We start from the raw sequence: 22,680 nt of genomic DNA, 5'->3' as shown, positions 1-22,680 counted from the left end.
ATCTGCGCGATCGCAGCGTCGTCACCGACGTCCGCTCAGTTGCTCGAAAACTTCCGATTTCGACTGCGTCTGCGTCTGCATCTGCGTCCAGGACGCCTGGATGCGGTGGATTTCGTCGCGTCTGGCGACAGGCTGTTGATTCGACGAGAAGTTTGCGCCACCGACCGGGTACGGACGGTCGATCAGCAGCTACGGCAAACGATATGGTAATGGTCTGTCACCGGTTCTCGTCTCGAACCGTGCAGGTGAACCTGTACGTTCGATACGTCGTAACTCCCCTGCGCTTACGGATGCCTTCAGCACGTCGCAACCGCCCCGGTGGATACGGATCCCAACTGTTGCCACACCTGCACTCGAACAGAATCTGCGTCCGAATGCGGTTGGGCTGTAACCGCATTCAGAACTGCAAGACGAGGAGCGGCGACTCGCAACCCGGCCGCACGCAGTTGCGCCCGGAGTCGAGATCCTGCCCGTCGTCATACATTGTTCCCAGCGCCTTTCCGAAATCTTTCAAGAAAAGGATTAGCAAACCGTAACGAGACTCGCTTCACAATGCGTCAGCTCGCCGGGCGCAACGACCTCAGCCCAATACGAACCAGATCGCCTTGACCGTCTGATCCGTCTCATTCCGCAACCGATGGGGAACATTCCCGACCAGATGAATGGCCTCACCGGAGTTCAGCAAGCGACGCATACCGTCGACATCGATGGTCAATGTGCCCTCCAGCACATAGCCGTAGTCATCACCCGAGTGTGTCTGCGGTGCGTCTCCCGGCGCGGAATCAGCCCCGGGTTCGTACTCGGTGAGGAGGAACTGCACTTGGTGATTCTCCGGAGTGTTTGCCAGACGCTGCCAGCGAACACCTGAACGAAAGGTCAGACAATCGGAGAGACGGGGCCCGTAATCCTTCGATACGGACTCAGGTTCAGGCTCGACATTGTTACCGAGCAATACGTCCAACGAGAGATTCAGTTCGGTCGCGATCGAGAACAGAGTGTTCACTGCCGCCTGACTCTGGCCGAGTTCGAACTGCGACAGGAATGACGGCGAAACACCCAGCCGTCGTGCCAGCTCCCGAACCGGAATCCCTTGCCTGGTGCGCTCGGCACGCACCGTTTTTCCTACAGACGTCCCCAAACCCTTCTCCTCCTCCTTCTGTTTCCGAACCTGTTTCTTCGGCGACGCATTCTGCTGCACAGATTTTTCGGGGGAAGCCTTCTTGGCCGCCGCCTTCTTCGTGGTCACCTTTCGTGGAGCAGACGTGCGCGGTAGCGATTTCTTCGGCGCAACCGCTGTCGACTCAGCCGCCTTACGAGGTGGCTTTGCGCCAGTTTCCGTCATGTCCGAACTCGCTTCCATCAGTCTCGGGGACCGTCTGTACCGAGCCCAAGCCTAATGCCCCACGCAGCAGAAACTTCTGAACTTTCCCACTCTCGGTGCGCGGCAGTGAGCAGACTATCTCCACCCTTTCGGGGGCCTTCTGAACAGCAAACCCCTCGGACAGCAGGAAGATACGAAGGTCCCGAACGCTCGGCGGGGCCCCCTCGGGAACCACAAACGCGCAGGCGCGTTCACCGAGTACCTCGTCGGGATAACCGACCACTGCTACCTCGGCGACGGCCGGGTGCGCTTCGAGCGCCCACTCGATCTCGGCCGCGCTGAACTTTTCTCCACCTCGGTTGATGATGTCCTTGATCCGCGAGGTAATCCGTACATGTCCCTGGTTGTCCACCGTCGCGACATCCCCGGTCCGAAAGAAGCCCTTTTCGGTAAACGAATCGTCGTTCAGTGCGCCGTCGACATATCCGACGAACAATTCCGGCCCACGCACCAACAATTCGCTGTCTTCACCGATCTCGAGTTCGTTTCCACCGATCACAGTTCCTTCGTCCTCGGCTTGCAGTTCGATGTCTCCGAAGGGATCGCCCATCACCAAGGTCGGCAGTTCCGTGGATCCGTACGTTCGAACAATCGACGTCCCCATCACGCGGTGAGCTCGGCGCACCAACTCCGGGGGGATACCGGCTCCACCGCACACGAATCTGGTCAGCTGCGATCGGCGAAAAGCGCTTCCCTCGTAGGCATCGGCCAAGCCACGGAGAAACGGAGTGGCACTCACGGTGAACGTGCATTGTTCACGCTCGATCAACGCAACGGCCGCTTCGGGTTCCCATCGTTGCATCAGAACCGTCGAGCAGGCCGCAGTCACGGGTAGGACTACAGCGTAGGAAATTCCCGTGATGTGTGCCAACGGCGAGGGCATGAAAATTCGGTCCTGCGAATCCACGCCGCAATGTGCGATCATGCTCGCACTTTCCGCGATCAACGTCCGATGACTGTGCAGCACACCTTTGGGCGCAGACGTTGTGCCCGACGTATAGAGAACCAGCGCGATGTCATCCGAATCCACTTGATGTTCAACAATATCCGAGCCATGACCGAATTCGATCAAGTCCGGGAAGGTCGTACGGCGCACCCCTCCGGCACCTCGAACCTCGACGAGCAGAATCTCTCGCCCGCTTGTGCGCATCAATTTCTCGAGATGGTCCGCATGCCGGTACCCCCGGTATTCCTGCGGCGCAACGATTACAGATGGCGACGTCTGTTCGATGATGAACGACAGTTCATGTGCGCGGTAGATCGGCACCACAGGAAGGAGAATTCCTCCGGCCAGCCACGTACCCCAGGAGGCGACGATCGACTCCCACCAGTTCGGCAGCTGAACCAGGACAACCTCTCCGGGCTCGAATCCAGATTTACGCAGAGCCCCTGCGAAACTCGTCGCCGCACTCATCAAGTCGTGATAGGTCTGCCGCGTATTCTCGTCGACCAGCGCGAGGGAGTTGGGCGATTGTCGCTCCGCCTGAAAGAACAGATCGGGCAGCGTCGGCCCCCTACCTGTCATCGCTCTGGGCCTCGTTGCGGTCAGCACGACATCACCCGGCGCACGGCCGCGACGATGTCTCCGGGTCCTGCTTCCCATTCACGTTCCAGCACAGGCGCATACGGGGCAGGCGAATATCGTGCACCGACTCGCACTATGGGCGCGTCCAACGACCAGAAGCCCGAATCCACTGCCATGGCTGCAACTTCGGCGCCGACGCCGAAGTCCACGACCGCCTCTTGAGCGATGACCATCCGGTTGGTCCGCCGGAAGGATTCGAGAATCGTCTCACGATCGAGCGGAGCGATGGTCCTCAGGTCGATCACCTCCGCATCGATACCCTCCGCCGCCAATTCCTCGGCCGCAGTCAATGCGTGCATTGCCATCCGCGACCACGAAACGATGGTGACGTCCTTACCCTGCCTGGTCACCGCAGCCTTACCGATCGGGACTCGAAAGCCCTCGCCCGGGATGGCGGATTTCTTCTCGTACAACAATCGATGCTCGATGAACATCACCGGGTTGTCGTCCTCGATTGCCGCCCGGAGCAGCCCGTACGCGTCAGCGCCGGAACTCGGCATGACAACGGTCAACCCGGGGATATGCGCCAAGAGTGCCTCGAGGCTCTGCGAATGCTGCCCTCCGGAAGACCGCCCGGAGCCGAACTGTGTCCGAACGACGAGTGGCAGACTTACTGCGCCGCCTGTCATGAACCGGAGTTTTGCGGCCTGATTCATCAACTGGTCGAGACACACACCGAGAAAGTCCAGGTACATCAGTTCGACCACCGGACGACGGCCGGCCATGGCCGCTCCGATGGCGAGTCCCATAATCGCCGATTCGGAAATCGGAGTATCGAGCACACGACCCGGGTATCGAGCAGCCAGCCCCCTGGTCAGGCCGAAGACATTGCCGCCGGCAACATCGATTCCGGCGAGGAAGACGTCGGGGTCGGCCGCGAGGGCGTCGTCGAGCGCTTGTTTGATGATCTTCGACTGGGAGATGACTGCGCCGTCCGGGTCTGCAACAACACGCGAGTCGACACTTCTGCGCGGCGAATAGATGTAGTCCATGACTGTCGATCGCTCAGGCTGCGGAGACGCTCTCGCGAATTGCTCGGCATTGTCGACGACCGCCTTGACCCGCTTCTCGACCGCTTCGATGGCATCGGAGGAGATTCCGCGCTCGACCAACCGCCCGCGTGTCAATGTCAGCGGATCCGCTGCGTGTACGTCACGCGCCATCTCCTCCTTTTCCCGGTACACCTGAGGATCACCCTCGTAGTGCCCGTGGACCCGAAGAGTCTCGACCTCGACGAACACCGGACCGTTTCCCGCTCGAACCTGCTCGAAGACCGGCGCAATTCCATCGGATACAGCTTCGATATCGTTGCCCGGCAAAGTAATCGACGCCATTCCGTATCCGGCGGCTCGGGCGGAGATCGGGACCGGATGCTGATCGGCGGTCGCCGAGAACTCGGAGAAGCCGTTGTTCTCACACAGGAAGATGATCGGCAGTTTCCACAGGGCGGCCAAGTTCATCGCCTCGTGGAAAGCGCCGGTGGCAATCGCACCGTCACCGAAGAACGCGACGACAAGATCTCCGTCGTCCCGTTCCTTCGCAGCGAATGCCGCGCCCACCGCGATCGGGAGGCCCGCACCGACTATGCCGTTAGCGCCGAAGATGCCGAGTCGGGGATCAGCGACGTGCATCGAGCCACCTCGACCGTTGTTGGCTCCAGTCGCCTTGCCCATCAGTTCGGCCATCATCCGGTCCGGCTCGAGGCCTTTCGCGAGGACGTGTCCGTGTCCGCGATGCGTCGAGGTGATCACGTCGCTGACCCGCGCATGAGTCAGCGCTCCGACGGCACATGCTTCCTGACCGATCGAGGTATGTACGAATCCGGGGATGGTGTCGCCCTTGTAGAGCACCGAGATGCGCTCTTCCATCAGACGGATCAACAACATCTTTTCGTAGGCATGCAGAACTTCTTCGCCGTTCACGATCGAGGACACCTCCAATAATGCTGCGCTCGTTACGAATACATGCGCAGTAAGTGAGCTGGACTATACCGACGAGAATTCCCCACTGTCCAGTGGCACTTGACAAAGGCTGTGAGGTGACTCACGATTAGCGAGTACTTCGAATCCGCGACGATCCACTCGGACAGTCAGCGCGAGTACACCCCGCCGATGCCGTAATAGACACGGCGACAAGACCGCTCGTCCTTCTTTGTACTTTCTTCCGTTCAGCTTTCGCTCGTTACATGAGGAGTCACGCAATGCGCCGTGAAGATGTCGAATTTTCCAGCGACGGAGTCACCGTCCGCGGTTGGCTGTACCGCCCCGATACGGACGAGGACGTTCCGGCTGTCGTACTGGCCGGTGGCTGGTGCTACGTCCGTGAGCTGGTCATGCCCTACTACGCCGAGGCTTTTGTCAACGCCGGCATGGCCGCCCTGGTCTTCGACTACCGCAACCTGGGAGTTTCCGACGGCACACCCCGTCAGCACCTGGACCCGAAGCAGCAGATCCGCGACTACCAGAACGCACTGAGCTTCCTCGAGCGCACCGACGGAATCGACAACGACCGTCTCGGCGCCTGGGGTATCTCCTACTCCGGTGGCCACGTCATGATCCTGGCCGCGACCGATCCCCGGGTGAAGGCGATCGTGTCCCAGATCCCGGTGATCGACGGCTACCGCAACATGCGCCGCATCCACGGCACGATGGGCTACCGCAAGCTCTGGGACGCGATCCTCGAAGACCGCAAGCTGCGCTACGACGATCCGGAGCAGCGTCTGCACATCCCCCACGCGAGCGAGAACCCCGAAGAGGAACTGTCGTCCTGGCCGTTCCCGGAGACCAAGACGACCTTCGCGGCGCTGCAGGCGACAGAGGCTCCGCTCTACCAGAACAGCTCCACCATGGAGTCGGTCGATCTCCTGCTCGACTACGACGTGAACTACTTCGTACCGCGCATCCTCGACACTCCGTCGATGATGATCGTCGCCGAAGGCGATGACCTTACGTTGTGGGACTTGGAAATTGAGAGTTTCAACGATATCCCCACCCCGAAAAAGGAACTGGTCGTGCTGCCACACACGTCGCACATGACTCTCTACAGCGATCAGTCCAAGCTCGCCGTTGCCGCCGAGCACGCTTCCCGTTGGTTCACTCAGCATCTGCTGACGAAGTAGCGGACCTCCCGTTTCACCCACACTCGAGAACCACCTCGTGAACACAAGGATGTGATCATGCCTTCGATCGAATCGAAGATCGTCGACGTTGCTCGTAACGCGACGTTCTCTCATCCATTGACCCGACGTTCCTTCTTCGCCGCTATGGGCGCAGCAGGCATCACGCTCGGCGCAGTGGCCTGCGGCAGCGGCGGCGGTTCCACCAGTTCTGCATCAAGTAGCGGCGCCGGCGCCGGCAAGATCCAGGAAAAGACCCTCTGCCAGGTGACCACACTGTCCAACGACTACTTCGTCGCGTTCTCGGACGGCGGAAAGCAAGCGATGGACGCGCTCGGCGTGGGCATCTCCTCGGTCGAGGACCAGGGCAACGTCAACACCGCCCTCGGCCAGGTGGGCAACGTCAAGGCCACCGGTGGAAAATCCATCTTCGGCACGCCGGCCACCGAAGCACAGGCTGCCGCCGTCACCAAGGCGTGCCAGGCAGCGGGCATTCTGTATGCCAGCTCGTACACCGCCCCCGCGTGGTACACCCCCGCCGACGCCGACAAGTGGGTCCGCTTCATCACTCCGCCGTCCACGAAGATCGCCATCGCCACCGCGAAGGCCCTCTTCGACAAGGTCGGCGGCACCGGAACCATTATTCACGTTCCGGGACAGAAGGGTTCGTCTGCGGACGATCAGCGCACGGCAGGTCTGAACAAGGCACTCGAGAACTACCCGGGCATCAAGGTCGTCACCTCGTCTCCGGGCAACTGGACGTCCGAGGACTCCCGTAAGGCGTTCACGAATATCCTTCCCTCGGTGCCGGACTTCGTGGGTGTGTTCGCCCAGAACGACAGTCAGGCTGCGGGCGTCATCGCCGCACTAGACGCGGCGAAGATCACCGGCAAGATCGTGGTGGGTTTCGACGGCAACAAGCAGAACGTCGAGTACATCGCGCAGGGCAAGCAGTACCTGACCAGCTCCACGGTCGGCGGACTGACGGCAGGCATTCTCGGCGTCACCATCTTCGATCAGCTCAACGGAGTCGACCTCTCACTGCCCGAACGATTCCTGTCCCAGGGCGCACTGCTGGTCACCCCGGACATCGCCGACGACGTCCTCGAGACGGTCTACGCGTCGACGCTGCCGTTCGACTGGGCGAAGATGAGCAAGGCGCTGCACCCGGACGACTGGGATCCGCAGACCGTGCTCAACCCGATCGACCCCAGTGAGTACTACGCCGGTGTCCCGCAGGACCAGTACAAGCTCAACAGCGCCTGGAACTCGGCCGACATCGCCGGCGTCCGCACCAAGTACGCGAGCGCGTTCGCCTCCGGTCCGTTGTTGCAGTACAAAGACCAACTCGTGGCCTGACGATGAGCGAAACAGCAACAATCAGCCTGCGCGGTGTCTCGAAGAGTTACGGACCCGTCCACGCTTTGCAGAACGTCTCACTCGACGTCAGTCGCGGTGAGGTGCTCGGTTTGATCGGCGAGAACGGTGCCGGAAAGTCGACGTTGATCGGCGTTCTGACCGGCACTGTTCGGCCCGACGCGGGAGAGCTGCACGTCAACGGCGAATCGGTCGAACTCGGCCATTCGCGAACACTGCGGGAACTCGGCATCTCGGTGGTCGTACAGGAACAGGCTCTCGTCGACGCGCTACGCGTGTACGAGAACATCTATCTCGGATGTGAGGGCGAGATCGGTGGAATCGGACCTGGTCGGCGACGCAAGCTGCGCGACGCGGCGCAGAAACTGCTCGACGAGCTCGGTATCGACGGCTTGCGGGCCGATGCGGTCGTAGCCGAATTGACCTATCCACAAAGGCAATTGGTCGAGATTGCGCGAGCATTCTCGAGGATCACCGAAGAGTCGGCGGCTCCGGTGATCCTGCTGGACGAGCCGACCAGCGCTCTGACCGAGACGGAGGTGGAGATCCTCTTCGCGCTCATCGAGGGATGGCGTGATCGAGTGTGCTTCATCTTCGTCTCCCACATCCTGCAGGACGTGCTCCGGATCAGTACCCGGCTGCTTGTTCTGCGCGACGGGCGCTCCATCGAAACCCTGTCCGCAGAGGGTGTCACCGCGGAACGCCTGCACGAGTTGATGGTCGGCAGCGAACGCAGTGCCGACTACTACCGTGAAGGCGACCAGACCGGGGCGACGTCGGAGGAGGCGTTGGTCGAACTGCGCGGCGCATCGTGCGCCGGCGAGTTCGAAGGCGTCGACCTGGTGATCCGTCCGGGCGAGGTCGTCGGCCTGGCCGGTGTCATCGGTTCGGGTAAGGCGTCGGTCGCGGCCGCAGTCGCCGGTGCGGAAACGCTGTCGACGGGTTCCATTCACGTTGCCGGACACGACCGTACGCACTGGTCGGTTCCTGCAGCCGTAACCAGCGGAGTGCTCTACATTCCGCCGGAGCGCGCCCAGGACTCCCTGTTCCGCAGTGCGTCCATCCGCAACAACATCTCCATTGGTTTCCTCGATCTGCTCAGGCACCGCTGGACGCGGTTGCTCGCGCTGCGCACCGAACGCGAGCGCACCACGACGCTCGCCCGGACCCTGCAGGTCAAGGCTCCGTCACTGTCGACACCGATCGGTGAGCTCAGTGGCGGAAACCAACAGAAGGCAATCTTCGCGCGCTGGCAGGGACGCGAATGCAAAGTACTGGTTCTCAGTGATCCCACCCGCGGTATCGACGTCGGTACCCGCGAGGAGATCTACACCCTGGTTCGCACGATGGCGGCTTCCGGCGTCGGGGTGCTGCTGTGTGCCGAATCCCTCGAAGAGGTGATCGGTATGTCCGACCGCATCGTGGTCATGAAGGACGGGGTGATCAGCGCAGAGCTGGCTGCTCCTGCAGACAACAAACCCGCCGAAGTCGACGTGATCAAGCACATGATGTGAGGAATGCAGTGACCCAGACACTCTCGAAGCAATCGCCGGCCAGCGATGCCGTACCGCCGTCAGGCGCGCGCGGTCTACTGAGTCGACTCGATCAGCACCGCAACATCGTTGTTCCGACGGTTGCCGTTCTGGTCCTGATCATCTATTTCCAGTGGCGTACCGAAAGTTTCATCACCGCCTCGTCAGCCCACAACATTCTCAACCAGATGGCGTTCCTCACCGTTCTGGCGCTGGCAGGTACTTTTGTCATCCTGATCGGCGGTATCGATCTCTCGGTCGCTGCCACAGCCACTCTCGCAGGCATTCTGATCGCAACCTGGATCGACAAGTTCGGTGGGCCGTTGGCCATAGTCCTGGTGATCGGCGCGGGTGCTCTGGTGGGCCTCGTCAACGGCTTGATCACGACGATGCTCAAAGTACCGTCGTTCCTGGTGACCTTGGGCATGATGTCGGTGCTCGACGGAATCTCCAATACCGTCTCCAAAGGTGGCCCGGTCTCGTACAATTCGAACCTGTTGCAAAGTTTGGTCAACGAGTCGATGATTCCCAACGTGCCCAACGGCGCGCTGATCGCGATCCTCCTGACCATCGGCGCTACCGTGCTGGCATTCGGCACCTCGTTCGGCCGCCACATGTACGCAGTGGGCGGCAACGAGCGAGCTGCCTCCCTCGTCGGCGTCCGGGTGCAGCGCACCAAGCTGGCCGTGTTCGCGGTCGCCGGAGCAGTCGCAGCCGTCGCCGGAATCATTTTCACCGGACAGGCAAGCACCGGTGTCCCGATGGGTGCCGGACCCAGCCTGCTCAACTCGATCGCCGCAGTCGTGGTCGGCGGTACCGCGCTCTCCGGTGGCGTGGGCGGACCGCACCGCACCATCCTCGGCGCACTGGTGATCGTATTGCTCAGCGCCGGTATGGATCTGACCTCGGTCGATCCGTACACACAACTTGTCATCAAGGGCATCGTCGTCATCGCCGCAGTGGCCCTGACCATCGACCGTCGCCGATACGGAGTCATCAAGTGAGTGCAGCAGACGGAGTCGAGATATGAACACAGCAGCACGCACCGGCAGGATCGCCGGCAAGGTCGCCTTCATCACGGGCGCCGCCCGTGGACAGGGCCGAGCGCACGCCATCCGTCTGGCCGAGGAAGGCGCGGACATCATCGCGCTCGACCTCTGCGCCGACATCGACGGTGTGCCGTATTCCCTGGCAGGCGAAGACGATCTGGCCGAGACCGTGAGTACGGTCGAGGCGATCGGTGGCCGCATCCACGCCGAGGTTGCCGACGTCCGCAATTTCGACTCCCTCGCCGGTGTCCTGGCTCGCGGTGTCGAGAAGTTCGGCCACCTCGACATCGTCTGTGCGAACGTCGGAATCAACATCCCGGCACCCACCCATGAGCTCACCGAATCACAGTGGGGCACTGTGATCGACGTCGATCTGAGCGGAGTCTGGCGCACTGCCAAGGCTGCTATCCCCTATCTGATCGAGCAGGGCACCGGCGGAGCGATCATCCTCACCAGTTCCGCTGCCGGGCTGAAGGGGTACGGCAACATCGCGCATTACACGGCGGCCAAGCACGGCGTGAACGGGCTGATGAAGACGCTCGCCCAGGAACTTGCCCCGCATCGCGTCCGGGTCAACACCGTCAACCCCACCCAGGTCGACACCCCGATGATCATGAACGACGCCATGTACCGGCTGTTCTGCCCCGGCCTCGACAACCCCACCCGCGAGGATTTCGCACCACTCTCGCAGGCGATGAACGCGCTGCCCATCCCGTGGGTGGAGTCCGTCGATGTCAGCAATGCAGTGCTGTTCCTGGCGTCCGAAGAGGCCAGATACATCACCGGGGTTGCGCTACCCGTCGATGCAGGCGTACTCGTCAAGTAAGGCCTTCCCGGCTTCACATACATACCGAATTCAGCACAACAGGAGGATGGTCATGACAGGAAGATTCGAAGGCAAAGTCGCCTTTATCACCGGTGCAGCACGTGGGCAGGGCCGCAATCACGCCCTGCGTCTCGCCCAGGAGGGCGCACACATCATCGCCCTCGATTCGGTCAAGGACAACGACACCGTCCCGTATGCACTGGCCACCGAAGACGACCTCCAGGAGACCGTTCGCCTCGTCGAGGAAGCCGGCGGACAGATCGTCTTCTCGCACGCCGACGTCCGCGACTTCGACTCGGTGAAGTTGGCTCTCGAAGCCGGCATCGACCGGTTCGGACACGTCGACATCGTGATCGCCAACGCCGGTATCCTCTCCTTCGGCGACACCCACGAACTCGACGAGGAGAAGTGGGGCGAGATGATCGACGTCAACCTCAGCGGCGTCTGGCGCACCGTCAAGGCAGCCATCCCCCACATGATCAAGCAGGGTACCGGAGGCGCGATCATCCTCACCGCCTCTGTTGCCGGACTTCGCGCATACACCGGTGTCGGACATTATGTTTCGGCCAAGCACGGCGTCGTGGGCCTGATGAAGACCCTCGCGCAGGAGCTCGCTCCGCACCGCATCCGGGTCAACACCGTCAACCCCACCCAGGTGGACACCCCGATGGTCCAGAACCAGGCGATGTACAACCAGTTCGTACCCGGCAAGGACAACCCAGGCAAGAGCGACTTCGCCGCAGCGTCGAACAGCATGATTCTCTACCCGATCGACTGGGTCGAGAACGACGATGTCACCAACGCCGTCAAGTTCCTGGCATCCGACGAGGCTCGCTACATCACCGGTGTCGCATTGCCCGTCGACGGCGGCACGCTGGTCATGTAAGCACCGATTGCTGATACCGAAAGTTACAGGCAGTAAGCTGAAGTCGCCGAGAAGGGCGGTTGGTTCCAGGGTTGCGAAAGCCCGTGACCAACCGCCCTTCTCGTCGTACCGAGCACCGTATCGAGAGCCGTGCCAACAGGTCGTGCCGGGAACCCGGGACACCATTCTCCGAGGAGTTCACCGTGAACGCTCCCCCGCTCACCCGACCTGCCAGTCAGTGCCTCGATGATCACGTGTGCCTACGCGTCCGTCGGCAACTGGCCAGTGGCCGACGCCGAACGTACTCCGACGAACTGCTAGACTTCGCGATCACCTGGCGTCACTGGCACGGCCCCAGCGCGGAGGACATCTTCGTCACGTTCGGCCTCACACGGCGCGCGTACTACAGCCGTCTGAGCCAGGTACTCGACGGGCCGGCCGCGAGTGATCTGTGCTCGACCATGAAAGCCAATCTGCTCCAGTACCGGTAGTCCATTGCCGCCCCTCCTGCCACCTCCTCCGATTGCCACTCCTCCCCATCTGACGACTCGATCTCACTGCGCTACTGCATGGTTGGAGATCGTCGCCGCACGCATCATGCCTTCCGTGAGCGTCTCACACCCACCATGTGAAGTAATACTGTACGTAAAGTAATACTAGACAAAGCTTGTGATGTGAGTTACTTTTATCTTGCACCGAGAGCAGCCTCACAAGTTCGGCCGCCCGGATGCGCAGCTTCCCCACCCGGCCGTCGGTATCTCCGACTCGCCGGCACGCAAAACGTTCAGCGAGAGGCATGGCCATGACGGCTCCATCGCAGCGTGAGGACACTCAGGAATCCTCCGTGACAACACTTTCGAACTCCAGCCCCGACAGCACCCGCACGGACACCCGGTACGCCGGAAGCAGAACCGATCTACGGTGGCGCTTTTCGCCTGTGGCACTGCCGTGGCTCGTCGCACTGCTGATGCTCCTCACTTCGATCATCCTGTTTCCCAGCAGCATCGAGTTCGGCGGCCTTGCGACACTCACCCCGCTCTTGGGCGTACTTGTCATCGCCTCCCTCGGCCAGTCATTGGTGATCGGTAGCGGCGGAATCGATTTGAGCGTCTCATCCGTAATCACCCTGGTCGGAATCGTCTTCGTCAAGGTAAGCGGCGCCGAGGGTGGTTCCATCTCCCGCGGAGTGATCGCAGCCGTCGCCGTAGCCCTGATCTGCGGCACGGTGAACGGGATTCTGGTCGAGAAGCTCCGACTCAGCCCGCTGGTCGTCACCCTGGCCACTGGCCAGATCATGCTCGGCATCGGCAGCATCTGGTACGAGGGCGGCGTCAACCGGATGAGCGTCCCGACAAGCTGGAAAGAACTCAGCACCAGCACCCTCGATCTGGGAATCAGCTACGTACTGCTGATCGGCCTTGCCATCGCAGCCGTGGTCGCCGTAGGCATCGCATTCACTGCGGCAGGCCGACGCCTGACCGCCGCCAGCACCAGTGTCCGGGCCAGCGCGTATCAGGGCATCCGCTCGCTGCGATACCGGATCAGCACGTACGTCGCAGCAAGCCTGCTCTACGCTCTGGCCGGACTGCTACTGGTCGGCAACATCGGGACACCGACGCTGACTCTCGGTGAGGTGTACCAACTTTCGACCGTGGTTGCAGTCGTCCTCGGCGGCGCGGCCTTGACCGGCGGACGCATCCACCCGGCAGCCACCATTGCCGGTGCTCTGTTCCTGGCCCTGATCAATCAGAACGTGGCAGCTTCGGGCATAGCGGCCGGCACGCAGAGCGTCATTCAGGGAGCCGTACTGATCCTGGCCATGACCGCAGCAGCCGTGATCGCTTGGGTCAACATCCGTAGTCGACGAATCATCAACCGCAAAAGCTGATTTCGTACTTTTCACTCCACCTTCGCGGCATCCACCGCCCATCACCATCAGTTCCCGTCTACGGGGCACCGCCCCCGAAAGAGGTACCCGATGAAGATCACCACCCTGCGACCACGAGCTCGCACCACCACCGCTTGTATCGCCGCCGCAACGGCTCTCGCATTGCTGACCGCCTGCGGATCGTCTTCCGGTGGCGCTGCCACCGGGTCCGGACCGAGCGAGGACTACCGGATCACCCCGGCTGCAGTCTCCGCCGATCAGACCGAAGCCGTACTCGAGAAAGCCTTCCTCACTCCGGACATCAAGGCGGCGGATCTCGATCCGATCATCGTCGAGTCGCTGAACGACATGAGCCGCGATTTCAGCTCCGACCAGATCTCCACCGCGTTGAGCTGTATGGATCAACCCACGTGCAAGATCGGCGAGGGCAACCAGACGCTGGCAATCCTGGACGGTGCGGGCGGTGACCTGTGGCGCCACATCACGCGGGCCGCGATCACCCTGCACGCCACCGCGTACCCGAACATCGGCACGGTCATGTACCTCCAGGCAGACGGCAATTTGCAGACCATGCAAGCCCAGCTTCGCACCCTGGTCACCCGCAAAGTCACCGGGATCGTCTCCTATGACGACTTCGGTCCGGCAATGACGGCCGCGTTCCAGCAGGCCACCTCCGCCGGAATCCCCGTGTCCGTGTACGGCGGAACCCCGGGACCAGATGCCGTGAATGCTGTTCTCACACAGGTGCAGTCAGACTTCTGCGACGACGGCTATCAGATGGCCGAGGCGACACAGAAGATCATCGGCGACAAGGGCAATGTCGCATTCTTCACCGGCACTCCAGGCAACCCGCAAGGCGCAGGTTGGCAGAAGTGCGCCGAGGAGTGGTTCGCCAAGAACACCCCCGAGATCAAAGTGGTCAACAAGAGCGACACCAGCTGGACCGAGGGCGGCGCGACCACCGCGACGTCGGCTCTGATCTCCACCGGCCAGAAAGTCGACGCCGTCCTCTACGACTACGCCAAGCAGAGCGTCAACATCGTGCAGGCATACAAGCAGGCACGCGTCGACGTCCCCGCCCAGATCACCTGGACCTCCGACAATTCGCTGCTGAAGATGTGGGAAGAGGACCAGAAGTCCGACAAGCCGTGGGGCCTGGCGTACTCGAGCAGCATCAACTACGAAGGCAACATCGCACTGACCGCACTGATGAATCACCTTGCCGGTGAAAAGGTTCCGGCACAGCTGACCTTCCCGATGCCGTTCGTCTCGGCGAAGGTGGGCGACTACAACCCGCAGGAGCCCCCGAACGGTCCCGGCCCCACCATCATGCCTGCCGAGATGCTCTCGAAGGTTCTCGCCGGCTGATACGCTGACTCGCCACTTAAGGGGCTTTGACAATGCAGCAACACTCCGCCGCCGCTCTGGCACCCCGTACGGGGGCCGAGCGCGCCGCACAAGCCACCAGCGGTCTGGTCGTCGAGTCGATCACCAAGACATTCGGCTCGACCACCGCACTCGACGACGTCACCACCAGGTTCTCCCGCGGCACCGTCCACGGGCTGATCGGCGAGAACGGCTCGGGCAAGTCGACTCTCGTCAAAATCATCGCCGGGATTCATCACGCGGACACCGGCCAGGTCAGCCTCGACGGCGACTTGATCGCAGCACCGGGCGGCGGCGGGAACCGGAGTCGAGTTGCCTGTGTCTATCAGGACGGCTCGCTGATCGAAGAGCTGACCGTAGGCCAGAACATCGATCTGATGATCGAACCGGAGCACCGGGAAGCACTCGGACCATCTGCCACCTGGTCGCGAAACCTGTTGGACGACATCGGATTGACGACGGTCTCTCTCGACTCCCTGGTGCAGACGGTGCCGGCCAACGAACAGCGCCTCATCGAGATCGGCTGCGTCCTGGCCAAGAAACCGGACGTCATCCTGTTCGACGAGTCCACATCCACTCTCGACCAGCACGGCGTGGACCGCGTGCTGCAGAGCATGCGGGACGGCGCCGCAGCGGGGGCTTGCGTCCTGTTCGTCACGCACCGACTTCGCGAAATGCTGGCTGTGGCAGAAGACATCACCGTTCTTCGCGACGGTGCCATGGTTGCGGAGTTCGACGCCGCGAGCGCTACCGAGGAGAAACTGGTGCAGGAGATGGCCGGGCGTGAGGTGGCCGGATTCTCGCGCCGCCTCACCGCGTCGACCGACACCCTCATCGCTTTGACCGCCGCCGATCTGACCGCACCGCATTGCGGTCCGGTGGATTTGAAGGTCACTCGCGGCGAGATCATCGGCATCGGCGGAGCTTCCGGCAACGGACAAGCCGAGTTGATCCGGGCTCTCGCGGGCGAAGGGATACACGGCGGAACCGTCCACATCGGCGACAAGCAGTTGCGCCGCCCTGAGGACGGTCCGGATACCGGCGTCGTCTTCGTCAGCTCGGATCGCCGCTTCGAATCGCTCTTCAGTCTCCTCTCTATCCGCGAGAACTACACCCTCGCACTCGATGCCACGTCCGGGCGCTGGTGGTCATGGCTCTCCCGTCGCCGCGAAGTCGAGGCCGCACGTACCCTGGCCGACAAGTTCGGGCTGGTACGACGTTCCCTCGAGCAGCCGGTTTCCTCGCTTTCCGGAGGTAACCAGCAGAAAGTCGCGATCGGCCGGGCAATCGCCGGAGCGCCCTCAGTTCTGCTGATCGAGGAACCCACCGAGGGCGTCGACGTGCGCTCTCGGTACGACATCTATCGCTCGATCATCGAAGTCGCCGAAACCGGTACGGCAGTAGTGTTCACGTCCAGTGATGCCGGCGAACTGCGCACGCTCGCGGATCGCGTGATAGTCATGGCCCGCGGACGTGAGGTTGCGGAACTGCGCGGTGAGGAAGTCACCGAGGAGGCGATCGTTCACGCCTTCTCCACCGCAACGGCCGATCACGAACAGTCGAGCGAAAGCACTGATGCGCCTGCTTCGGGGTATCGTGCCGAGCGTGTGCCTCGTAGTAACGGCCGAGCCTGGAATCCGTCCACGTTCGTCCTCCTGGCACTGATCATCGTCGGCCTGGGCGCGTACGCCACCACCCGTGACGTTCGTTTCGCCTCGATCGACAACATCGGCGGCATCCTGCTTCTGAGCTTGCCTCTGATCCTGGTGGCGATCGCCCAACTTCCGGTGATGATGGTCGGCGAGATCGATGCGTCTCTCGGCTCGATGATGGGACTCATCGTGGTCGGATTATCTTTTGCCCCAGACCTTCCCGTACCGTTACTGATAGGCGGGGCCATCGTCGGTGGCGCGATACTCGGCGCCTTCAACGCTTTGCTCGTCGTCGTCTGGAAGGTTCCGGCGGTCATCGCCACCATCGCCACGCTCGGAATCTTCATCGGTGTCGCCCGCATTCTGCGCCCCACCCCCGGCGGGTTGATCAGCTTCGACCTCTCCGCGGCAACATCGACCATGCTCGGCAGCATTCCACTGTTCTTCGTCGTGGCCGTCGTATTCGCAATTACCGTCGACTACTACATCGGCCGAACCCGTCGTGGACTGCGAACCCGAGCCGTCGGGTACTCCACTCCCCGGGCACTGCAACTCGGCGTCAAAAACACCGCGTACAAGGCCGCCATGTACGTGACAGCCGGTGCAACAGCCGGTTTGGCGGGCATCACCCTTGCCGGTCAAACCGGTGTCGGCGACGCCGGAGTCGGCGCCGGATACACCCTGCTCTCCCTGGCCGTACCGGTAATCGGCGGCGCCGCACTGGCCGGCGGACGCGGTACCGCGATCGGTTGCGTACTCGCGGCGCTGTTCATCGCCCAGGTTCAGACCTTCATTCCCTTCATCGACCTGCCGAGCGGCGGTTACCTCATCACGGTCGGCGTTCTGACCGTGATGGCACTGATCGTCGCCTCCGGCTCCACATCTCCGTTGCGCGCACTCTTCACCCGCCCCTCCCGAAAGGAAGTAAAACCATGACCGATCTTCGAGGAAAGGTCGCCTTCGTCACCGGGGCGGCCAGAGGACAGGGCCGATCACACGCACTCGCCCTCGCCGGTGCCGGCGCCGATATCGTGGCAGTGGACATCTGCCAGGACATCGACACAGCCCCGTACCCGTTGGGCACCAAGGAAGACTTGGAAGAGACCGCGAATCAGGTTCGGGCACTGGGCCGCCGCATCATCACGTCGGCAACCGACACCCGATCGAGTGAACAGCTCGATTCCGTTGTCGCCCAAGCAGTCTCCGAATTCGGTACAATCGACATCACCGTCGCCAACGCCGGAATCTGGGCCCTCGGCAATCTGTGGGAACTGACCGACGATCAGTGGAACACGGTCCTCGACACCAACCTCAGCGGCGTGTGGCGTACCGTCAAATCCGTTGTGCCCACGATGATCAAAGGCGCCGGCGGTGCCATCGTCCTCACTTCCTCGGTCAACGGGTACGAAGCGGGCGGCGGAATGACCCACTACGTTGCCGCCAAGCACGGTGTCCTCGGTCTGATGCGCAACGCCGCACTCGAGCTGGGGCGCTACAACATTCGCTGCAACGCCGTCTGCCCGGGAATCGTCGACACGGCGATGAACGACTGGCAGGGCTCGTACGACATGATGGCCGGCCGCCCCGGCGGCACACCGGAAGACCGCCGCAACGGCGCATACAACTGGTCGGCCCTGTCCGATCGTGGACTGCTCCCCAGCGCATCGATCAGCAAAGCGGTGCTGTGGCTGGCATCGGACGACTCGTCCGACGTCACCGGCGTCGCCCTCCCGGTGGACGGCGGCCACTCCGTACTCCCGGGAACCAATCCCGACCCCGTGATCACCGGGCGCGTTTCTTCCTGACCTCGAGCACATTTCGTAGCTCGCAAATTCCCCACCCTGAAATCAATGGAGGCATCCCATGTCTGTTCGTGAAATCGAGTTCAACAGCGGCGGCGAGATCGTCCGCGGAGACCTGATCCTCCCCGAAGGCGAAGGCCCCTTCCCCATCGTCGTCATGGCAGGCGGCTGGTGCTACGTCAAGGAACTTCGTCAGCCGCAGTACGCCCAGGAGTTCGTCGACCGCGGCTTCGCCGCTCTGATCTTTGACTACCGGCGCATGGGCGCCAGCGACGGCACCCCCCGCCAGCACCTCGAGCCGTGGGACCAGATCGAGGACTACAAGAACGCGATCACCTTCGCTTCCGAACTCCCCGAAGTGGATTCGAGCCGTATCGGCATCTGGGGCATCTCGTACAGCGGTGGTCACGTACTCGTCCTGGGCGCCATCGATCCACGCGTGAAGTCGGTAGTATCGAACGTGCCGGTCATCAACGGCTACGAAACCATGTGGCGGATGCACGGTACCGAACGGTTCCGCATGCTCAAGGAACTCGTGGCAGAAGATCGCGCCAAGCGTTTCCACACCGGCGAGCACTCCTACATGCCGATGTCCGGAGTCCCGCAAAGTCCGGACGCCGAGCTCGTCGTGTGGCCGGACGGTGACGTCAAGACGGTCTTCCTCGAACTGCAGGCCACGCAGGCACCCCGTCACGAGCACCGCAACACAGTCGCCTCGCTCGAGCGTCTGATGGAGTACGACGCATCCACCTACGCCCGCCGCATGCTCGACGTTCCCACCATGATGATCATCGCCGACCAGGACGATATCACCATGTGGGATCAGGAGATCGCTGCCTACGATTCCATTCCCAGCTCCAAGAAGGAACTGGTAGTCCTGCCCGCCACGGATCACATGACGCTCTACAGCGACGTCAGCGCACTGGATTACGCTGCGCGAGCGGCTGGTTCATGGTTCTCTCGCACTCTCATGGCACCGCCGACCATGGAGAACCAGATCGGCCGTTACTCCAGGTAACACACTTCGGCCTGCCGGCGTGTACCTCCGCCGTCCGCCGGCGGGCCGATTCCAACCCTGATTTCTTTCCGCCAGTGCGGATTTCCCAGCCCCGCCGCAGTGCGGAATTACCAGGAGGTCACCACATGCCCATCGCTCCCACCTGGATTTCCCCGGTCGTGTATCCCGAAGCGGCCGCGCTGAGAACATCCACTCCCGAACTGCTTCGCGACGCCGTAGCAGCGGATCCCGGCCGTATTTTCGTCGTCGACGAGGACCACCGAATTTCGGGTGCGGAGCTACTCGACACCGTTACCGGAATTCAGCAGTGGTTGCAGCGCAACGGAGTACGGTCCGGTGACTGCGTGGGCATGCAACTCCCGAACTGGTGGGAGGCTGTGGCCGTGGCCCACGCGGTCTGGGGCCTGGGCGCAGTACTGTGTCCGATCCCGGTGAACTACCGGACAACCGAGATTCGCGCCGTGCTCGACGCGGTCATCCTCGCCGCCGTCGCCATCCCGGATACGTACCGGGGTGTCGACCACGTCCAATTGTTGGACGAGGTTCAGGCCACCCGCACGCTCGCCGCGCCGGTTCTGGTGATCAGACCCGAGATGGCTCCGGTCGCGTACTCCCGCACAGACGATTCCGCACCGATCCTGCGTGCCGACCTCGACGCGATCTCCCTGCTGATGTTCACGTCCGGCACCACCGGACGCGCCAAAGGTGTTCTGCACAGCCACCGCTCACTGCTGGCCGATGCCGACTCCATCGCGAAACTGTTCAACATGTCGGACATTTCCGTGTTCATGCCCTCACCGGTCGCTCACGTCACCGGTTTGGTCTACGGAGTTCTCATGCCACTGCTGATGCGCGGCAACTGCGTGCTGCAACATCGCTGGGATCCGGCAGTGGCCGTGGCGATGATCGAGACCAATCAGTGCCGGACCAGCGTCGGCGCCACTCCGTTCCTGCGCGGCCTGACCGACGAATACCGCAGCCGCGCAATGCGCTCCAGCCTGACGTCGTTCATCTGTGGCGGAGCCGACGTACCGCAAGCCTTGGTCCGCGAGGCGGAACAAGCCATGGGTACCACGGTGGTTCGCGCGTACGGCCTCACCGAGATGCCGACTGTCACCTGCGGCGGACCCACCGATTCCGATGACATCCGATCCACCACCGACGGCCGACTCACCGGGTCGTCCCGCGCCCGCATCATCGAGCCGGCCGCCGACGGCAGTGGCGAACTGGAAGTACGCGGACCGGAACTGTGTGCAGGTTATCTCGACCCGCGTGACACTACTGACGCGTTCACCGTCGACGGGTGGTTCCGCACCGGTGATCTGGCCCAGATCGCCGGGGACACCATCACCATCGTCGGCCGCTCGAAGGACCTCATCGTCCGCGGTGGCGAGAACATCAGCGCAAAGGAAGTCGAGGATCTACTTCTCGACCTGGAAGATGTCAAAGACGTAGCGCTCGTGGGCCTTCCGGACCCACTACTAGGCGAGATGGCCTGCGCGGTAATGGTTGTCGACGGCACCCAGCCGAGCTTGAGCGAGATCACCGCGTATCTGCTCACGCGAGGCGTGGCGAAGTACAAGATTCCCGAGTACCTGCTGTCCGTCGCCGAACTGCCACGAACTCCGAGCGGCAAGATCCAGAAATTCCGGGTCCGGGACGAAGCAGCACGCATTCTCGCATCGGGTAACGGCGAACGTCGCTGACCGAAGTTCGGCGAACCCAAGACACATTCAACGAAAAATCGAAGGAGACAGACATGAAACTCGACGGACGTGTGGCAGTGGTGACCGGTGCCGGTTCCGGCATGGGCCGGGCGATGATCGAAGAATTTCACGCCGAAGGGGCGACCGTCGTCGCCGTCGATATCCGCCAGGACGCTGCGCAAGCAACCATCGACGGCCTCGGTGAGAATTCGCGTGGACTCGCGCTCGCGGCCGACGTATCCAAGGAAGCGGACGCCGAACGGGTCGTCGGCGAAGTCGTCTCGCAGTTCGGCCGGCTCGACGTACTCTGCAACAACGCCGGTGTCCTCGACGACTACACCACGGCACTCGACACCACCACCGAGTTGTGGAACCGCGTGATCGGCGTCAATCTCGGCGGCGCCTTCTTCTTCTCGAGGGCGGCTCTGCCTCAGATGATCTCCCAGGGCCAGGGCGCGATTGTCAACACCGCGTCCATCTCCGCATTCGTCGCCGGCGGCGGCGGAGCCGCGTACACCGCATCCAAGCACGGCGTGCTCGGGCTGACCAAGCAACTCGCCTTCGAATACGGCAAACATGGCATCCGCGCCAACGCCATCTGCCCGGGCGCAATCCACACCGGCATGACCGGGCACCTCCTGACGCCGGAGGGTGCCAACCCGCACGTGGACGCCGCCGTCGCCGCGACCCCCGCCGGGCGTTGGGGCACTCCTCAGGAAATCGCGAATATGGCGCTGTTCCTCGCCAGCGACGACGCCGCGTTCATTCACGGAGCCGCCTTCACCGTGGACGGAGGCTGGGTCTTACCTTGAGTTTGTCAGCAGACGCCGAATTTCATGGAAGGGTTGTCGAGGTGACTACGCCACTGCACGGCATCGGCCAGCACCTACGTCAGGCTCGCCTGGAATTGGGGATATCTCTACGTGAGATGGCCCGACGCGTCGATGTGTCGCCCAGTTTCATCTCCCAGGTGGAACTGGGGCGGACACGGCCGTCCGTCGGAACCCTCTATTCGATCGCGTCCGAGCTGGGGATGTCCTTGGACGATTTAATGCCCCAAGGCTCCGAGCCGCAACCGACCTCGGACGCGGACCGTACCCTCGCGGGCATTCCCCAGAGCTGGCCCGAAAGACCGGATCCTCAAGGTTCACCGGTTCAACGTGCAGCCACCCGGCCCGAACTCCAGATCGGCGGCGCGACCTGGGGCCGACTGACCCGTGGGCACGATTTTGCCAACGACTTCCTCCACGTCACCTACGCCCCTGGCGGTCAATCCTGCCCTGAGAACAACCTCATTCATCATCCCGGGCACGAGTACGGCTACGTCCTGAGCGGCCGACTGGTGGTGCAAATCGGATTCAACAGCTACGAGCTCGGTCCGGGTGATTCCATCAACTTCGAATCCGTCGCACCACACCGACTGTCCAACCCATTCGACACCAATTCCGAATCGGTCTGGATGGTCGTCGGGCGCGGAGGCACACCCGTCCTGTGACAA

At 62.4% G+C, this 22,680-nt stretch carries 18 protein-coding genes and 1 pseudogene; 15 read left to right on the top strand and 4 right to left on the bottom strand.

The features are described 5' to 3' along the window. Positions 1-185: 185 nt before the first annotated feature. From EEB13_RS32215 to EEB13_RS30205, 4 genes and pseudogenes are all read right to left on the bottom strand, one after another. Positions 186-446 (bottom strand): annotated as a pseudogene (locus tag EEB13_RS32215) (Fur family transcriptional regulator); the annotation flags it as partial. Positions 447-580: 134 nt separating this feature from the next. Then, positions 581-1,342, bottom strand: coding sequence for a helix-turn-helix domain-containing protein (locus EEB13_RS30215; protein WP_187328650.1), 762 nt, complete (start codon positions 1,340-1,342; stop codon positions 581-583). Then, positions 1,311-2,906 carry an AMP-binding protein gene (locus tag EEB13_RS30210; RefSeq protein ID WP_052683272.1) on the bottom strand — a complete coding sequence of 532 codons (1,596 nt, stop codon included), beginning with the start codon at positions 2,904-2,906 and terminating at the stop codon, positions 1,311-1,313. The genes EEB13_RS30215 and EEB13_RS30210 overlap by 32 nt, the downstream gene beginning before the upstream one ends. 20 nt (positions 2,907-2,926) lie before the next feature. After that, the gene (locus EEB13_RS30205) at positions 2,927-4,888 is read right to left on the bottom strand and encodes a thiamine pyrophosphate-dependent enzyme (RefSeq protein WP_222839831.1); all 1,962 of its coding nucleotides are present in this window, start codon (positions 4,886-4,888) and stop codon (positions 2,927-2,929) included. Positions 4,889-5,166: 278 nt separating this feature from the next. Between EEB13_RS30205 and EEB13_RS30200 the strand changes: the two genes are divergently transcribed. From EEB13_RS30200 to EEB13_RS30130, 15 genes are all read left to right on the top strand, one after another. Next, positions 5,167-6,084 carry an alpha/beta hydrolase gene (locus EEB13_RS30200; protein WP_045063411.1) on the top strand — a complete coding sequence of 306 codons (918 nt, stop codon included), beginning with the start codon at positions 5,167-5,169 and terminating at the stop codon, positions 6,082-6,084. A 57-nt stretch (positions 6,085-6,141) separates the two neighbouring features. Beyond that, positions 6,142-7,440 (top strand): sugar ABC transporter substrate-binding protein, encoded by a 1,299-nt coding sequence (locus tag EEB13_RS30195; RefSeq protein ID WP_141486955.1) that lies wholly within the window; start codon positions 6,142-6,144, stop codon positions 7,438-7,440. Positions 7,441-7,442: 2 nt separating this feature from the next. Beyond that, a complete protein-coding gene (locus tag EEB13_RS30190; protein ID WP_045063414.1) occupies positions 7,443-8,972 on the top strand; it encodes a sugar ABC transporter ATP-binding protein in 1,530 nt (509 codons plus the stop codon). Between the two features lie 8 nt (positions 8,973-8,980). Beyond that, positions 8,981-9,994, top strand: a complete 1,014-nt coding sequence (locus EEB13_RS30185) for an ABC transporter permease (protein WP_052683274.1) — start codon at positions 8,981-8,983, stop codon at positions 9,992-9,994. A gap of 22 nt (positions 9,995-10,016) precedes the next feature. Then, complete coding sequence (locus EEB13_RS30180) at positions 10,017-10,865, top strand: mycofactocin-coupled SDR family oxidoreductase (protein WP_045063416.1); 849 nt, start codon at positions 10,017-10,019, stop codon at positions 10,863-10,865. Positions 10,866-10,917: 52 nt separating this feature from the next. Beyond that, positions 10,918-11,751: a mycofactocin-coupled SDR family oxidoreductase gene (locus EEB13_RS30175; protein ID WP_141486954.1), complete on the top strand. Its 834-nt coding sequence runs from the start codon at positions 10,918-10,920 to the stop codon at positions 11,749-11,751. 182 nt (positions 11,752-11,933) lie between these two features. Beyond that, positions 11,934-12,221, top strand: a complete 288-nt coding sequence (locus tag EEB13_RS30170) for a DUF3263 domain-containing protein (RefSeq protein WP_162487704.1) — start codon at positions 11,934-11,936, stop codon at positions 12,219-12,221. Positions 12,222-12,574: 353 nt separating this feature from the next. Continuing rightward, on the top strand, positions 12,575-13,618 hold the full coding sequence (locus EEB13_RS30165; protein WP_162487705.1) for an ABC transporter permease: 1,044 nt from the start codon (positions 12,575-12,577) through the stop codon (positions 13,616-13,618). Positions 13,619-13,708: 90 nt separating this feature from the next. Then, positions 13,709-14,986, top strand: coding sequence for a substrate-binding domain-containing protein (locus EEB13_RS30160; RefSeq protein ID WP_141486952.1), 1,278 nt, complete (start codon positions 13,709-13,711; stop codon positions 14,984-14,986). Between the two features lie 32 nt (positions 14,987-15,018). Further along, positions 15,019-17,592: an ATP-binding cassette domain-containing protein gene (locus tag EEB13_RS30155; protein ID WP_141486951.1), complete on the top strand. Its 2,574-nt coding sequence runs from the start codon at positions 15,019-15,021 to the stop codon at positions 17,590-17,592. Continuing rightward, positions 17,589-18,461, top strand: a complete 873-nt coding sequence (locus EEB13_RS30150) for a mycofactocin-coupled SDR family oxidoreductase (RefSeq protein ID WP_045063428.1) — start codon at positions 17,589-17,591, stop codon at positions 18,459-18,461. Before EEB13_RS30155 ends, EEB13_RS30150 begins: the two co-directional genes overlap by 4 nt. A 58-nt stretch (positions 18,462-18,519) precedes the next feature. Then, positions 18,520-19,476, top strand: a complete 957-nt coding sequence (locus EEB13_RS30145) for an alpha/beta hydrolase (RefSeq protein ID WP_045063430.1) — start codon at positions 18,520-18,522, stop codon at positions 19,474-19,476. 125 nt (positions 19,477-19,601) lie between these two features. After that, on the top strand, positions 19,602-21,182 hold the full coding sequence (locus EEB13_RS30140) for an AMP-binding protein (protein ID WP_052683275.1): 1,581 nt from the start codon (positions 19,602-19,604) through the stop codon (positions 21,180-21,182). Between the two features lie 53 nt (positions 21,183-21,235). Further along, positions 21,236-21,994: an SDR family NAD(P)-dependent oxidoreductase gene (locus tag EEB13_RS30135; protein ID WP_045063433.1), complete on the top strand. Its 759-nt coding sequence runs from the start codon at positions 21,236-21,238 to the stop codon at positions 21,992-21,994. Positions 21,995-22,035: 41 nt separating this feature from the next. Then, on the top strand, positions 22,036-22,677 hold the full coding sequence (locus tag EEB13_RS30130; protein WP_222839830.1) for a helix-turn-helix domain-containing protein: 642 nt from the start codon (positions 22,036-22,038) through the stop codon (positions 22,675-22,677). The last annotated feature ends 3 nt before the right edge of the window (positions 22,678-22,680 follow it).

It is taken from the genome of Rhodococcus sp. WS3 (genome assembly GCF_003797085.1).
GTDB classification, from domain to species: domain Bacteria; phylum Actinomycetota; class Actinomycetes; order Mycobacteriales; family Mycobacteriaceae; genus Rhodococcus_F; species Rhodococcus_F globerula.
Note: the sequence above shows the minus strand (reverse complement) of the source record. Positions and strands in the feature narration are given on the sequence as shown.